Source organism: Deinococcus aestuarii, assembly GCF_018863415.1.
Classification (GTDB): Bacteria; Deinococcota; Deinococci; order Deinococcales; family Deinococcaceae; genus Deinococcus; species Deinococcus aestuarii.
On record NZ_JAHKSN010000006.1, the window covers coordinates 100,012 to 113,870 of the forward strand.

At 68.4% G+C, this 13,859-nt stretch carries 11 protein-coding genes and 1 CRISPR repeat array (1 of these 12 running past the window's edge); of the genes, 2 read left to right on the top strand and 9 right to left on the bottom strand.

The features are described 5' to 3' along the window. Positions 1–1,266: a CRISPR direct-repeat array (repeat unit 37 nt; unit sequence GTTGCAGCCTGCCCTCGGGCGGGCTGAGGATTGAAAC) (it extends 4,637 nt beyond the left edge of the window). A gap of 100 nt (positions 1,267–1,366) precedes the next feature. The 5 genes from IC605_RS10100 to IC605_RS10120 form a co-directional block, all read right to left on the bottom strand. Next, positions 1,367–2,422, bottom strand: a complete 1,056-nt coding sequence (locus IC605_RS10100; RefSeq protein ID WP_216322754.1) for a PDDEXK nuclease domain-containing protein — start codon at positions 2,420–2,422, stop codon at positions 1,367–1,369. A gap of 526 nt (positions 2,423–2,948) precedes the next feature. Beyond that, entirely contained in the window at positions 2,949–3,506 is a 558-nt protein-coding gene (locus IC605_RS10105) for a hypothetical protein (protein ID WP_216322756.1), read from the bottom strand. A gap of 360 nt (positions 3,507–3,866) precedes the next feature. Next, positions 3,867–4,421, bottom strand: coding sequence for an SMI1/KNR4 family protein (locus tag IC605_RS10110; RefSeq protein WP_216322774.1), 555 nt, complete (start codon positions 4,419–4,421; stop codon positions 3,867–3,869). A gap of 118 nt (positions 4,422–4,539) precedes the next feature. Next, positions 4,540–5,544 carry an excalibur calcium-binding domain-containing protein gene (locus IC605_RS10115; RefSeq protein ID WP_343216570.1) on the bottom strand — a complete coding sequence of 335 codons (1,005 nt, stop codon included), beginning with the start codon at positions 5,542–5,544 and terminating at the stop codon, positions 4,540–4,542. Continuing rightward, positions 5,541–5,831, bottom strand: coding sequence for a DUF3006 domain-containing protein (locus IC605_RS10120; RefSeq protein ID WP_216322776.1), 291 nt, complete (start codon positions 5,829–5,831; stop codon positions 5,541–5,543). The genes IC605_RS10115 and IC605_RS10120 overlap by 4 nt, the downstream gene beginning before the upstream one ends. 481 nt (positions 5,832–6,312) lie before the next feature. Between IC605_RS10120 and IC605_RS10125 the strand changes: the two genes are divergently transcribed. Further along, entirely contained in the window at positions 6,313–7,506 is a 1,194-nt protein-coding gene (locus IC605_RS10125) for a sensor histidine kinase (protein WP_216322778.1), read from the top strand. After that, complete coding sequence (locus IC605_RS25375; RefSeq protein ID WP_216322781.1) at positions 7,503–8,147, top strand: response regulator; 645 nt, start codon at positions 7,503–7,505, stop codon at positions 8,145–8,147. The genes IC605_RS10125 and IC605_RS25375 overlap by 4 nt, the downstream gene beginning before the upstream one ends. 315 nt (positions 8,148–8,462) lie before the next feature. Here the strand turns inward: IC605_RS25375 and IC605_RS10135 are convergent, their stop codons facing one another. From IC605_RS10135 to IC605_RS10150, 4 genes are all read right to left on the bottom strand, one after another. Next, on the bottom strand, positions 8,463–9,131 hold the full coding sequence (locus IC605_RS10135; RefSeq protein ID WP_216322784.1) for a phospholipase A2: 669 nt from the start codon (positions 9,129–9,131) through the stop codon (positions 8,463–8,465). Positions 9,132–9,582: 451 nt separating this feature from the next. Beyond that, the gene (locus IC605_RS10140) at positions 9,583–10,827 is read right to left on the bottom strand and encodes a DUF790 family protein (RefSeq protein WP_216322787.1); all 1,245 of its coding nucleotides are present in this window, start codon (positions 10,825–10,827) and stop codon (positions 9,583–9,585) included. Further along, positions 10,814–12,217 (bottom strand): DEAD/DEAH box helicase family protein, encoded by a 1,404-nt coding sequence (locus IC605_RS10145; RefSeq protein ID WP_216322790.1) that lies wholly within the window; start codon positions 12,215–12,217, stop codon positions 10,814–10,816. The genes IC605_RS10140 and IC605_RS10145 overlap by 14 nt, the downstream gene beginning before the upstream one ends. Before the next feature lie 557 nt (positions 12,218–12,774). Further along, positions 12,775–13,617: a DNA adenine methylase gene (locus IC605_RS10150; protein WP_216322793.1), complete on the bottom strand. Its 843-nt coding sequence runs from the start codon at positions 13,615–13,617 to the stop codon at positions 12,775–12,777. Positions 13,618–13,859 lie beyond the last annotated feature (242 nt).

The following is a 13,859-nucleotide window of genomic DNA, read 5'->3' on the forward strand; positions in this document are numbered from 1 at the left end:
GGGACACCAATGTCCGGGTGGTTGCAGCCTGCCCTCGGGCGGGCTGAGGATTGAAACGACCTGCGGCGCAGGGCTCGGGGCGGGCGGCTCGGGGTTGCAGCCTGCCCTCGGGCGGGCTGAGGATTGAAACGACTTCAACGGCGAGACCCTCACCGTCCAGCCCGGCGTTGCAGCCTGCCCTCGGGCGGGCTGAGGATTGAAACGCCGATCTGAGCGGCAATCGCCTGCTCGCCGCCCGTTGCAGCCTGCCCTCGGGCGGGCTGAGGATTGAAACCGAAAGAGGAAAGATAAGGCCATCTAGAATCCCATGTTGCAGCCTGCCCTCGGGCGGGCTGAGGATTGAAACTTCGTGGTGTCAAGGCCACGCTTGCGGGCACGCTGTTGCAGCCTGCCCGAGGGCAGGCTGAGGATTGAAACTGGAGGGTGCCCGTGACGGTCACGAAGGTGGTGTCGTTGCAGCCTGCCCTCGGGCGGGCTGAGGATTGAAACGGTGATCAGGTCTTGGAGTTCCTTCAGGGCGGCGGTTGCAGCCTGCCCTCGGGCGGGCTGAGGATTGAAACTCATAGCCGTCGGGAATGTTGTAGATGCTTGTGGCGTTGCAGCCTGCCCTCGGGCGGGCTGAGGATTGAAACTCTGGAGAGCGTGTACGACCGTCTGATGGCCGGGGTTGCAGCCTGCCCTCGGGCGGGCTGAGGATTGAAACGCACGGTCTCGATCTCCTGCCCGGCCCGGACGATGTTGCAGCCTGCCCTCGGGCGGGCTGAGGATTGAAACCCAGCCGAACTGATCGGACTCGCGCACGTCGGTAGTTGCAGCCTGCCCTCGGGCGGGCTGAGGATTGAAACGCCCCGATCATCGTCCATGTTCGGGCAACCCCAGGTTGCAGCCTGCCCTCGGGCGGGCTGAGGATTGAAACGACGCGCTGCGCTTCCCGAACGTCTACCACGACGTTGCAGCCTGCCCTCGGGCGGGCTGAGGATTGAAACCGCCGCCGCACCTGGCCGGTCGTGCTGCTCGCGTTGCAGCCTGCCCTCGGGCGGGCTGAGGATTGAAACTTCGCGGCGTCCAGGCGGAGCTGCGCGGCTTTCACGTTGCAGCCTGCCCTCGGGCGGGCTGAGGATTGAAACATCGCCATCGGTCACCAGTCCTTCCGGGCCCAGTCGTTGCAGCCTGCCCTCGGGCGGGCTGAGGATTGAAACCTCCCAGAGGGTGAGGGCCACAGCGTCGAGGTTGCAGCCTGCCCTCGGGCGGGCTGAGGTAGCCTTCGATGAGGAGTCCAGACTGGACCACAAAATGGGCAGGCTCACGAGGACGGGTCTCCCCACCCCAGTCATGGGTGGTTTCCACCAGAGTGGGGAAGACCGGCTTACCCTCCGCGGTCTGCCCCGTTCGGCTGGCCTCCCAACCCTTCCAGCTCCCGCTCCAGCTCCTCCACGCTCGGCAACTGCCCCCGCAGCTCCTGCGGCAGCGCCTCGGCCAGCTCGTAGGTACTCACGCCCAAGGGCCGGTCCACCCCGCGCAGGGCGTACTCGGCGATCACCTTGTTCTGGGTGCGGCACAAGAGTAGGCCGATGCTGGGCGCGTCGCTGGGATGCCGCAGCAGGTCGTCCGCCGCCGAGAGATAGAAGTTCATCTTCCCGACGTACTCGGGTTTGAACTCCCCGATCTTCAGGTCAATCACTATGTAACAGCGCAGCCGCAGATGGTAGAAGAGCAGGTCCAAGTAGAAGTCCTCGCCGCCCACCTCCAGGTGGACCTGGCTCCCCACGAAGGCGAAGCCCACCCCCAGTTCCAGCATGAAGTCCCGCAGGTGCGCGAGCAGCCCGCGTTCCAGGTCCCGCTCCAAGGCCTCATCGTGCAGGGTCAGGAAGTCGAAGTTGTACGGGTCCTTGAGGAGTTGCTGGGCCAGCTCGGACTGCGGACTTGGGAGGGCCCGCCCGAAGTTGGTGGTGGCCTGGCCCTGGCGCTCGCGCAGGCGGCCCTCGATCTGGTGGATCAGGACGTTGCGGCTCCACCCGTGCTCAACCGTGGCGCGGGCGTACCACTCGCGCTGGCCGGGGTCCTTGACCTTCTGCATCAGGGCGATGTTGTGACCCCAGGGGAGTTGTCCAACAAGCTGTTGGACGGTTCCCTCGTCCGGCCAGGTGGCCGCGAACTGCTGCATGGAGCTCAGGTTGCTGCGGCTGAAGCCCTTCATCTCCGGGAACTCGCGCTTCAGGTCCCGGGAGAGCTGGTCGATGACCTTCGCTCCCCACCCGGCCTGCTGCTGCCGCCCCAAGATGGCCTGCCCCATCTGCCAGTACAGCAGGATCAGCTCGCGGTTGACCGCCAGGGCGGCCCGCGTCTGGGCTGACCGAATGCGGTCTTTGAGTTCCCCCAGCAGCGCCGGGTAGTCTCCGGGGAGCGCGAGGTCACCGGTCATGGTCCCGCCGTTCGGTGGTCCAGCAGACGTCTTCCAGGGGCACCTGGGCGCTTCTGGAGGGGCGGGGGCTCGTCACGCGGGGAGTCATGGGGCGCTCATGGTAGAGCGTGGCGCGGCGGGACGAGCCCGGGAATGAACCCTGCCCGTGCCGCACCCTGGGGGCTCGCCGCGTGGGGAGGAAGCGGCCTCCTTTGTTTTCTGCGAACCGAAATGCCGCCGCTTGGGCCGGTCAGCGCTCACTGGACGGCCCTCCCGCCGTCGAGCAGCACCGCGGCTGCCTGCCCGTCCTGACCGGTCGCCAAGACGGGCGCGTCACCCTGGTCGGGAGGCGCGCGCTGCCACGGCGTCTAGGGACCCAGGGCGTGCGCTCCGTCCAGCAGCGGGCGCCCTGGGGTTCCCGGGTGACGTGGGCGACGGCCGGAACATGCTGGCGGGACGTCGCGGGTGCAGGACGACCCCCGCAGGTACAGCAAGCTCAGCTTGTGGCCGAGGCGCTGCCCGTCAGCGCGAGGGGGAGACAGCCGACCTACCGCTCGCGGGGCAAGACCACCTGCACGAGGTACAGCAGCCGCTCGTGCAGGCCCACAAGTTGCCGGTCGAGGAAGAACAGGTGGCGCTCCAGGTCCTCACGGATCGGCGCATACTCGATCCCCGGCAGCCGCTCTTCCTCCTGAGCCCGCATCTCCAGCACCTGCCGCCGCCGCGCCAGCAGCAGATGAACCCGTTCGTCGTCCCCCTCTTGGGTCTTCATGCGCTCACCCAGGAGCCGGGCAGTCCCAGCCATCTCTGCTACGGTGGTAGCGCCCGAGAGCCCTGCGCCAGTGGTCGCCGCGAAGGCCTGCACCTGTTCCTTTGAGGTCACCCTCACCCGCACGCCCTGCTCCAGCAGCGCCACCACCACGGGCAGTTCTCCACCGCCCAGTGCCTGCACCAGCACCGCCGCCGGGCGCAGCTCGCCGATGCGCCCCGCCAACCGAAGAACCCCCTCTGGAGAGCTGTCCTCGGAGAAGGTCTCGCCCGTCGGGGCGACTGCCGCCCGCCAGGCCCCCCGGCTGTGCTTCAGGCCCACGTCCACCTCCGACATGCCCACCTCCTCAGAACGGAATCAACAGGTTGAGAAGCTGTCGAAACGGGTCCGGCGAGTCGTCCGCGCCGCCAGTTCCCGAACCTCCTCTTTCAAGGGGAGGGCCGGAGCGCTCATCGTCAGCGTATGAGGTGAGCGCCCCGTGTCTGTCCCCACTTTCCCTGCATATCGTCAGAATCCTAGCAGCGGCCAGGCTCCATCCTGGAGCAGGCACGCCAAGTGCCCCCCAGGGCCACGAGGGTGGAGCCGAAGAGAGTGGGCATCGACTGGCCCTCCTGTGCGCCGTCCGCCGGAGGAAGCGTCCAACCGGGGTGCTGGTCCGGGGTTCACCACGCGCGTTTAAGGTGACCGCCCACAGCGTTAGTCCTCACACAGCCGGTGCATCCCCGGGTCGTAAGCGATCACGCCACGTTCCAGCCCACCTGCCAGATCGGTGAGGTACTGCCGAAAGCTGCTGTTCTCCAGCGGCCGGTCGGGGTCCGCGTGCCACACCTCGATCACCTGGCCCACCGTGCCCCGACTGGTGGGCGCCGTATCCACGCACAGGGCGTCCCCCGCGCCATTGCTCGTCACGGGAATCCACCCGGGGTGCCACCACACGGGCTGGACCTCCTCGTCCGCCTCCACCGCGTTGCCCTCGAAGTCGCCGCCACGCAGCAACTCCGTCCACAGCGCCCAGGTGTCCAACACCTCGCCCAACGGCAGCAGGCGGCCGTGAGGCACCAGCTCAGGGCCCGCGTCGTCCTGACCGTCGTGTCGCAGGTACGACGCGCGCACATCCCCGGGCAGAGGTGCGCCCAGATGCGCCTCTGCCCGTTCAAGGTCCGCCAAACTCACCCCCGGGCGCAGGCTGTGCAGGCCGTCAGGAAGGTGCTCGTCCAGCCAGGCCTCCAAACGCTCCCACACGCTCTGCATGAGTCGAAGTGTACAGACAGGGCTTGGCCTCTGGAGGGGCGAGGCCGTCCGTGAGACCGGCGTCCAACACCTGGTTCAGGTGACCTCTCACCACAGGCATGGCCCCGCGGTCCCGCACCTACTCGCAGGCGATGCCGTCCCCGTCCCGGTCCAGGGACGTACTGTACCCGGGCTGGCCTCTTCGCAGGGGGGTCACGCCCGCTGCCCGCGCCTGAGCGCAACTCCGGTACACCGGGGAAGCGGGTGTGGCCGGATGGGAGGCCGCCCCCGAGGTCGTGCCCTGGTTGGCCGGGACGGGAGCCCCCTTCTCGCTGGTGATCGCAAACCGCCCGTTTGCCTGGACCACGACGGTCACCGTGCCCTGCCGGTCGGTGCGGTACACCGTCGCCCCCGCCCGCCGGTACAGTTCCAGGGCCTGCGAGGTCGGGTGTCCGTAGTTGTTCGGGCCCACCCCGATCACCACGTTCTTCGGTTGCACGACAGCTAACCAGGCGGAGTGGTCGCCGTTCGCGGCCCCGTGGTGGATACTCTTGTACACGTCGATGTTGCCTAGCACGCTGGCCGGGTACTTCCTCAGCCACGCCTGCGTCTCCGGGGTCTCGCTGTCCCCCGTCATCAACGCCCGGAAGGAGCCGTACTGGATCAGCAGGCCGACGCTGTTCACGTTCTGCTCGTCCCTGGGCATTCCCGGCGGAGGCGGCAGCACGGTCACCCGCACGCTGCCCAGGTTGATCACCTGATCCCGGGCGAGCAACCCCTGGGTCCCCGCCTGCTGGACGGCCGCCGTGAGCTTGCCCCAGGTCTGGGAAGTTGGAGCGATCCCGTTGTTGAGGAAGAATTTCGGTTTGAACAACCGCACGGCCGGCACCAGCCCGGTAATGTGGTCGGCGTCGCCGTGGCTCGCCGCCACCAGGTCGAGGCTCTGCACCCCGTACCCCTTGAGCAGGGCCTGGATTCGGGCTTCCGAACGACCCCCGTCGTACAGAATCGACTTCCCCTCGGGGCTCGTGATGAGCACCGCGTCCCCCTGCCCCACGTCGAGGAAGCGCAGCGTGAGGGCCCCGGTCGCCTGGGCCTGCACCGTCCCCAGCACCAGGGCCGCGAGCGCGAGCAAGGCCCTCACAAGTCAATCTCCCCGCCGGGAGCGGCCATGTTCAGGGCGTTGAGTGCAGCCTGGGCCGACGTGCGGCGCCGGGCCGTCTCTGCCGGGTCGAGTTCGAGCGAGAAGTCCCCACCCTCGACCACGACGCGGAGCACGTCGCCCTCCTTCACTCCACGGGGCAGGCTGGCGAGCGCCATATCCACTATCTCGCCATCCTCCAGTTCCACGCGGGCAAGGTGACCTTCAAGACCGTCCACAACCCACACGGCGCTCAACACGTCCGCAGCTTCCGAGTTCTCCTGTGACATACCGCACCGTAGCGCAGGTCAGTCACGTGGGCTGGGGCACTTTCGTCAGCCGCCTAGCAACGACCAGAACCTCCCTTGCGGCCAAGACGCCCTTGAACCACCTCAGGCGCGCGTCCACGTCGGACACGTCCACGCCCGTACGCTCCAGGCCCATCCGCGAGCAGGGGCCTGAAGGCAGCCGCTCGCAGGGCGGACCTGCGGGCGGTGGGGTGGCCACACCACACGGTGGCGGTCAGCACCCCGGAGGCGGCCCGACTTGCCGCCGAACGTGCCGCCCACAAGCGCAGGGGGTGACAGGCGGGGCAGACGCTCCTCGGGCCAGGCTGACGAGCTGACTTTCGACAGTAGTGAACAGGGGAGGCGTGGGGTAGGCTTGACCTCAACCTCACGCGCTCGGCAGGAGACCGACGGGTCCCCGGCGTGGCGCCGGGCAGGCTGAAAGGACCGCGCCGCCTGTCCGCTCGACTCCAGGGGGTCGGTTGTGAACACGTTTTTCGCGAACACGTTGGTCACGCCACTCGGAGAACTTCGCCCCGTCATGCGCCTGGTGGGCGTCTGCACGTTCGTGGCGGTCACCGCGCACGCCGTTCTGGCCCTTCCGGCCAAACCGTGGCGGCTCACCCCGGAAGAGGTGGGGCCGTGGGCGCTCTCGCTCGCCGGCTTTCTCCTGGTGCTGGTGTGGGCCACCAGCCGCCGGGTGGACCGCCGGGGCTCCCCTTGGTCGCTGGGGCTGATCGTGGCCCAGACGGGCCTGGCCCTGACCGCGAATCACATCTTCAACGGCAACAGCCTGCTGTCGGGGCTGCTGCTGGTGGTAGCGGCGCAGGTGGGGCTGAGGTTGGCGCTGCCCCTTGCGCTCGGGTGGGTGACGGTTCAGACCCTTGGGCTGGGCGCTGTGCTGCTCTACCACTGGCCGCCCCTCGACGCCTGGCCCTACACGACGGGGTACCTGTGCTTCCAACTGTTCGCCGTGGGCAGCGCGCAACTCGCCGTGCGGGAGGTCCGCGCGCGCCAGCGCCTCGCGCAGGTGGTCGCGGAGCTGCGCGAGACCCGGACCCTTCTGAACGAGGCCAGCCGCAACGCCGAGCGGCTGCATATCGCGCGCGAACTCCACGACCTGCTCGGTCACCACCTCACGGCCCTGAACATGAATCTGGAGGTCACGGCGCACCTCGTGCCCGATCCGGCGGCCCGGCTGCACCTGGGGCGCGCCCAGACGGTGGCCCGGCAACTCCTCGGGGACGTGCGCGAGGCCGTGAGTTCGCTGCGCGGCACGGCCCAGGGCGACTTCCAGGGCGAGGTTGCGCGGCTCGCCCGCACCACCCCGGCCCTTGCGGTTCACCTTCAATTCTCGGACGACTTCAGCGCCCCCGGACCTCTTCAGGCCCATGTGCTGCTCCGCTGCGTGCAGGAGGTGCTCACCAACACGGTGCGGCACGCCCACGCCAGGCAGGTCTGGCTGACTTTCACCCGCACCCCGGACCACCTGGACTTCCAGGCCAGCGATGACGGCCGTGGCACGCGGCACCTGCACAGCGGCTGCGGTCTGAGCGGAATGCGCGAGCGACTTGAAAGTGTGGGGGGTGCCCTGCGGGTGGAGGGCCGTCCGGGACAGGGGCTGGCGCTTTTCGTGTCTGTGCCGCTGACCCTGCCGGTGAGCGGGGGTGCCCGGTGATTCGCGTCTGCATCGTGGAGGACCAGATGCTCGTCCGCCAGGGCCTGCACAGCATGCTCAGCCTCGCCGGGGACATGGTGGTGGTGGCCGAGGCCGAGCACGGCGAACAGGCCCTCCACGTCATCCCACAGGTCCAGCCCGACGTGGTGCTGCTGGACTACCGGATGCCGCGGCTGGACGGCCTGGGCGTGCTGCGCGCCCTAGGTGAGGCAGGGCACCTGCCGCCCACCCTGATTCTGACGACCTTCGACGACGACGAGCTGGTCTTCGCGGGCGTGCAGGCGGGCGCACGCGGCTACCTGCTCAAGGACGTGCCCCTGACCGAGTTGCTCCAGGCGATCCGCGCCGTCGCGGGCGGCGGGCGATGGTTGCAACCGGCCCTCACCGAGCGCATCCGCCGGGGACTGGAGGCGGCCACCCCGCCGAGTGAGCCCGGCTCCGAACACCGGGTCGCCCTGACCTGCCGTGAACACGAGGTGCTGCGCCTGATCGCGGGCGGCTTCAACAACCGTGAGATCGGAGGCCTGCTGTGCACGACCGAGGGCACCATCAAGAGCTACGTCTCGAACATCCTCTCCAAACTCGGTGTGCGTGACCGCACCCGCGCCGTGCTGCGCGCCGTGGACCTCGACCTGCTCTAGACCTCTGAAGGAGCCGTCCGGGACCGGCGTTCAACCGCCGGCGGCGCACCAGAAACGCGTGTCCGGCTTCCGGCGAATGTTCCAAACGCTGAGGCAAACGAGGCGCGGGATGTCAGCTTTTCCCCCAACGCCCGGAGATCAGGTCCAGGGTTCCTCCAGGCTGCCCCATCGAGACCGGTTTCCTTTCTGTGGTCCGCCCTCCTGCTCAGGGACGGCGAGCGGGGCGAAGGGGAGTCGCCCTTCGCCCCGCTGGTACGCGCCCGTCAAGCGGTAGGCGGAAGCTTCGTCGGTCCAGTCAGGCTTGCGGCGGAGGGCTCAGTAGAACGAATCCTTACCGCCCCAGCGCACGGCGAGCCAGAAGGCTTGCGCGTCCGCGTAGCAGCCAGGCCGGAGGAAGATGTTGCGGCGGCTACAGATGGCCCGCATATGCTGTTTGAACTGCCCGTCCACCCACTCGCGGTGGTTCTCGTTCATCAGATTGGGGTAGGAGCGGGCGTTGCGGTAGCCGAAGTCGTGCTGGACACAGGCCGGGTGAAAGACGATCATCTTGCGGAACTTCTCGGGCAGATGGGGAACGCTGCACCCGTCGTTACTCCAGTTGAAGCGCGGGTAGGTGCGCTTGTAGGAAGACAGGTTGCCGGTGAACTTGTCGTCGGCGGCCAGGCGCGTATAGGTCGCCTGGCTGTAGACGGCCAGCGCCGAGAACGCGCCCTCCACCGGCTCGGCGAGGGGGTTGGCGAGGTCCTGCTCGATTTGGGAGATCAGCAGGGGCAGGTCGACCGCCTTGCCCTCGCTGTCCACGGGGTTGGGCACCTCACCCCGCTGGACCTGTTCTTGCAACTGCTTGAAGGCCGCCAGGTCACTTCGCACCACGTCGGTCGCCTGCACCGGGGTCTGTGCCAGGCTGTCCGGCAGCGTCGCCTGGTTGCAGGAGGCGAGCACGAGACTTCCCAGCAGCACCCCGAACATCCTCTTCTGAAGCATGGCTCTCTCCTTGACCCGCGTAAACGTGGCCCCGCGAGGAACGGACCCTAAAACGAGCGAACGACCGGGAGGCGACGCGAGCAGCCAGGAGGGAGATGCAGGTCCCACGAGGCGCACTGCTGTCACCCGTTCTGCGTTTGGGAGAGCGGCGCGCTGATCTCGCCTGACTGGGAGGAGCTTAAGAAATCAGCCGGCTGCCGGGTACTGCTGAAAGTTAGCTCCGGCGACGAGGAGGCCTTCATGAACTCCCGGCGGGGGACAGCGGAGTCGAGTTCGTCGGCCTTGCCGGTGCAGTCAGCCCGTATGTCGTCATGTCGGCCTTTCGCTGCGAAGCACCGGACGGAAGGTGACCCGTCAAGGGTCACTCGGCACCAGGGGTCCGACACGACCCACAGAGCATTCAGTACGCCCGGGAGCTCTGAGTGTTCCTGGGACAGCCTGCTCCCTTGACTCAGGGGGGCCCGGGGAACGCCGTCAGCCGCTCGGCCAGGGCCAGCACCTCCTTGGGGTTCAGCACGCCCTTGAACCACACCAGCCGCTCGTCGAAATCCGAGGGGTCCACGCCTGCCCGCTCCAGATTCAGCCGCTCCGAGACGCAGACGATGACGTCCTTGCGACCCGATTTCCGCAGCAGGTCGAACTTCTTGCGCAGGTACTCCGGGCGCCAGTACCCGACGACCTCGACCAGCACGCTGCGCCCGTCCTCATGGGACAGCCGGAAGTCCGGCAAGATCACGCCCCCCGGCACCGGCACCAGGTCCACCTCCCGCTCCAGGCGCCAGGGCGTCTCCAGCTTCTTGAACCGTCCCGCGAATCCGCTCTCCAGGGCGCTGTCGTGCTCTTGCGGAGGCGGATAGTGGCTCACGTAGTTATCCTCGCTGGTCACCCCGAACTGCCACTCCTCATCCGTAAGGTCCACCCAGGCCAGGTCCCGCCGGGGCTTGAGGGTGGCCGTCAGGTCCCACTTGGTGACGTGCAGGAGGGCAGGCAGAAATTTCGCCATCGCCAGCCCGTAGCGGGTGGTGCTGCCGAATAACGACGTTGGGCCATCCAAAGTCAGGGTGAAGCCAAAGGTGGGATCACCTTCCACGGTGAGCATGAGGCCGAAAAACCGCGTGTACTTCAACAGTTGCTTGTACCGGGCGGGTTCGTTGGGCCGGGCGGTCACGATGACGCTGTAGGCCCGGTAGAGCATCCCCTGGGCCTGGGCGAGGTCGAAGCGCTGGATCAGGGCGAGCGGTTCGGGCGGATCGAAGGCCACCAGGGTCTGCTCGCTCGGCAGATCGGCATACAGAGAAGCGGCCACGTCCTGGGCCGAGAGCTTCACGTCGCCGGACAGAGAGGCCGCCACCTGTTCCAGCACCAGCTCACGCCGCCTGCGGCTAGGCGGATGCGCCTGGGCCAGCTCGAAAACCTTCTCGCGGACGAGGGACGGCTCGACGTGACCCCCGGCCTCGAAAGTGCTCGACCCGTTCACGAGCAGGTGGGCGAGCCCCCGCAGCACCTTGAAGTCGGGCCGCCCGGCCTCCAGCGCCCGCAGCTCCTCGTCGAGGTCCGCCCGGCGTTTGCCCACGTTGGCCTCGAAGGTGCGGATCAAGATCTCGGCGAGTCCGAGGTTCCCCGGCGTGGCCCGCAGGCGTTTGGGCTCGACCACCCCGCCCTTGACGCGGAACATCAGCAGCTCAGTGGGGAGCATTCAGGTCCTCCCAGACCGGGCTCTCCTGCTTTGAACCCGGCTGCCACTGGCCCCGGCGTTGCTGACTAACCCGCTCCTCACTCGTGCCCTCGGTGATGACCTCGTACAGGGTCGCCTGCTTCCCGTCCACCTTCCGCAAGATTCGCCCGAGCCGCTGGATGTACTCACGCTCGGTCGCTGTCCCCGAGAGCACGACGGCCACCGCCGCCTCGGGAACGTCCACCCCCTCATTCAGCACCCGACTGGTCGCCAGGATGCGGTAGGTGCCGTCCCGGAAGCGCCCCAGCAGCTTGTGACGTTCCTTGATGGGTGTCTGGTGCGTGATCACGGGAATCAGAAACTCCCGGCTGATGCGGTAGACCGCCGCGTTGTCGTCCGTAAAGATCAACGTCCGCTCATGCGGGTGGTTCGCCAGAATCTCCTCCAGCACGCGGAGTTTCCCTTCCGTTCCGTAAGCGAGGCTGCGTGCCTCCCGGTGGGCGAGCATGGCGACCCGGCCCTGGGGAGTCCCGCTCGACATGATGAATTGCCGCCAGCCGTCGAGGCTGCCCAGGCGGATGTTCGAGCGTCTCAGGAAGTCGTTCCTCAGCCGGATGCACTCGTCGTACCGCTGCTGCTCGCCCGCGCTGAGGCGCACGCGGATGATGACCTCGCGGTACTCGGACAGGCTCTGCCCCGCGAGGTCTTCGGGCTGGGCCGAGTACACGACCGGGCCGATCAGCCGGTCGAGGTCGGCTTCCCGTCCGTCACTGCGCTTGAGGGTCGCCGAGAGGCCCAGGCGGTAGGGGGCGAGACTCATCTCCGCGATGACCCGGGTGAAGGCGGCGGGGAGGTGATGCACCTCGTCGCAGATCAGGAACGCGAACCGTCCGGCCAGCTCCTCTGCATAGATGGCCGCCGAGTCGTAGGTACTGACCAGCAGGGGCGCGTCGTCCTTGCTGCCGCCTCCCAGCACGCCCACGCTCGCGTCAGGAAAGGCGGCGAGCAGCCCGGCGTACCACTGATGCAGCAGATCGAGGGTGGGCACCGTGATCAGGGCACTGCGGGGGGTGTCTCTCAAGGCCAGTTGCGCAACCAGCGTTTTCCCAGCACCCGTGGGCAGCATCACCACGCCCCGGCGCCCGGCCCGCTTCCACGCGGCAAGGGCTTCTTGCTGGTGGCGGTAGGGCTCAATGTCGCGGGTGTAACTGAGGTCGAGCTTGGAGAAAGCCGCCGCCTCGTCCCGAACCGACACGCCCTCCCGGCCCAGCGTCTCCATCACGTCGCGGTACGCCTGCCCCGGCGCGCGGTAGGACTGGCTACGGGCATCCCAGGTGAAGAAGCCCGACACGGGCCCGGGCACCTCCCACATCACGAGGGTGCCCCGGTCGAGTCTCAGGAGGGGCGGCATGGCCCCCAGGCTAGCGGCCCGGGGGTGGGGCCACCCTGGAGGAGGTGACGTTCGGTGCCCGTGGGACAGGGCCGGGCAGCCTCAGAACGGAATCAGCGGGTGGAACCGCCTCAGCTCGTCCGGCGAGTCGTCCGCCGTCCGGGTCGCCGCGCGTGCCGCCAATACCCGGAATTCCTCCTGGGGGGGCAGGGGCTGGCGCCCACACGCTGACCGTGGCTGCCAAGCACAGTCCCGGCCCCGCCCTCCTGGACCTCGCCGGGGTCATCACGAGGCCCGGGTTCCAGGTCGAAGCGGGCCCGCAGGACGCGCCCTGCGGCGCCAGGACGATGACCACGAAGGACGAACGCAGCTCCGGGACCCTGGCGCGCTGCCCGGCGTGAGCAACGCGAGCACGGCAGCCCCCCGGTTCGCCCCTCGAGCTAGGGCGACGCAGACGCAGGGCGAGCCACCCTGGGATCAGGAGACCTCGTGCACCCATCCGGGTGGGGAGTGGAAGGCGACGCTTTGGGGGTGAGCCGGCGCAGTGCCCGCGCCGGGAAGCCCGCCCAGCTCAGGGCCTAGCCGATCAGCAGTTCGTCCATCACGCCGTGATGGGTGTTCTTGATGGCGACCGGCCTCACCTGGAGGCCGTGCTGCGAAGCCAGGGCACGGACCTCGGGGGCGAGGTCGTAGGTCATCACCACGTCGTGCCGGTCGGCGGCGAACCCAAACAGCCGCGGGTGATCGACCACGTTGTAGGTGTAGAGCCGACGCCCCGCCTTCTTGCCCCCGGCGGTGTAGGGCGGGTCCACCAACACACTCACGTCCCGCCGACCGGCGTACTGCGCCAGGACGGGGAAGGCGTCCCCCTGGATGACCGTCACCCGGTCTCGCACGGCGTTCAGGGCGCGGATGCGGCGGGCCAGGGTCTCGGGATACCCGCGACTCCGCACGCCCTTGCCCCCCTCGCCGCTGTTGAGCACCCCGGCGCCGGGCGCGATGATGCCGCCGTGTGAGACCCGGTTCTGGACCAGCGTCCGCCACGCCACCTCCAGGGGGTTGACGGGGTCGCTGGTGAGGAGGGCCGCTGCCGTCTGCGGACTCAGGTCGAAGTCCAGGATGCGCCACACCAGCGCTTCCGCCTGCTCGCTGAAGATGACCTGCCACACAGCCGCAACCTGGTGGTCGAGTTCGACCATCACGACATGGTTGGCCAGCCCCTCCAGCAACGCGGTGCACGAGATGGAGCCACCCCCCGCGAAGGGCTCCACAAAGACCGCCGGACGCTCCCGGGAAGTCAGCCAGCGGCGCAGGCGGGGGATGAACCAGGACTTGCCGCCGGGGTAACGGAAAGGGCTGTATTGCGGCACCTGGGCGACGCTCACCACCCCGCCGGTCGGCAGGTCAAGCAGGCGGGACATCGAGGCGGGCACCCGGGCAGCACAGGACAGGACCCCCGGGCCGTGGCGGAACTGTCCGGCGGGCGCAGGATCACCCCACCCCGCGACCGTCAGGCTTCGCTGCCCCCTCTCCGGGCTGGGGTGGATGTCCTCCCGCGGGTCGCTCTTCCTCGGCACACCTGCCCCGGCGAGTGACCGGAGGACCCCTGTGGCCGCCCTGAAGGCGGGGGAACCTCGTGTGAGCCGTCTCGACGTTGGGAGTG

What these genes read in the sequence shown, in the direction of transcription:
- IC605_RS10100 (WP_216322754.1), bottom strand. Translation starts at nt 2,422, where the DNA reads ATGACCGGTGACCTCGCGCTCCCCGGAGACTACCCGGCGCTGCTGGGG.
- IC605_RS10105 (WP_216322756.1), bottom strand. Translation starts at nt 3,506, where the DNA reads ATGTCGGAGGTGGACGTGGGCCTGAAGCACAGCCGGGGGGCCTGGCGG.
- IC605_RS10135 (WP_216322784.1), bottom strand. Translation starts at nt 9,131, where the DNA reads ATGCTTCAGAAGAGGATGTTCGGGGTGCTGCTGGGAAGTCTCGTGCTC.
- IC605_RS10140 (WP_216322787.1), bottom strand. Translation starts at nt 10,827, where the DNA reads ATGCTCCCCACTGAGCTGCTGATGTTCCGCGTCAAGGGCGGGGTGGTC.
- IC605_RS10120 (WP_216322776.1), bottom strand. Translation starts at nt 5,831, where the DNA reads ATGTCACAGGAGAACTCGGAAGCTGCGGACGTGTTGAGCGCCGTGTGG.
- IC605_RS10150 (WP_216322793.1), bottom strand. Translation starts at nt 13,617, where the DNA reads ATGTCCCGCCTGCTTGACCTGCCGACCGGCGGGGTGGTGAGCGTCGCC.
- IC605_RS10145 (WP_216322790.1), bottom strand. Translation starts at nt 12,217, where the DNA reads ATGCCGCCCCTCCTGAGACTCGACCGGGGCACCCTCGTGATGTGGGAG.
- IC605_RS10110 (WP_216322774.1), bottom strand. Translation starts at nt 4,421, where the DNA reads ATGCAGAGCGTGTGGGAGCGTTTGGAGGCCTGGCTGGACGAGCACCTT.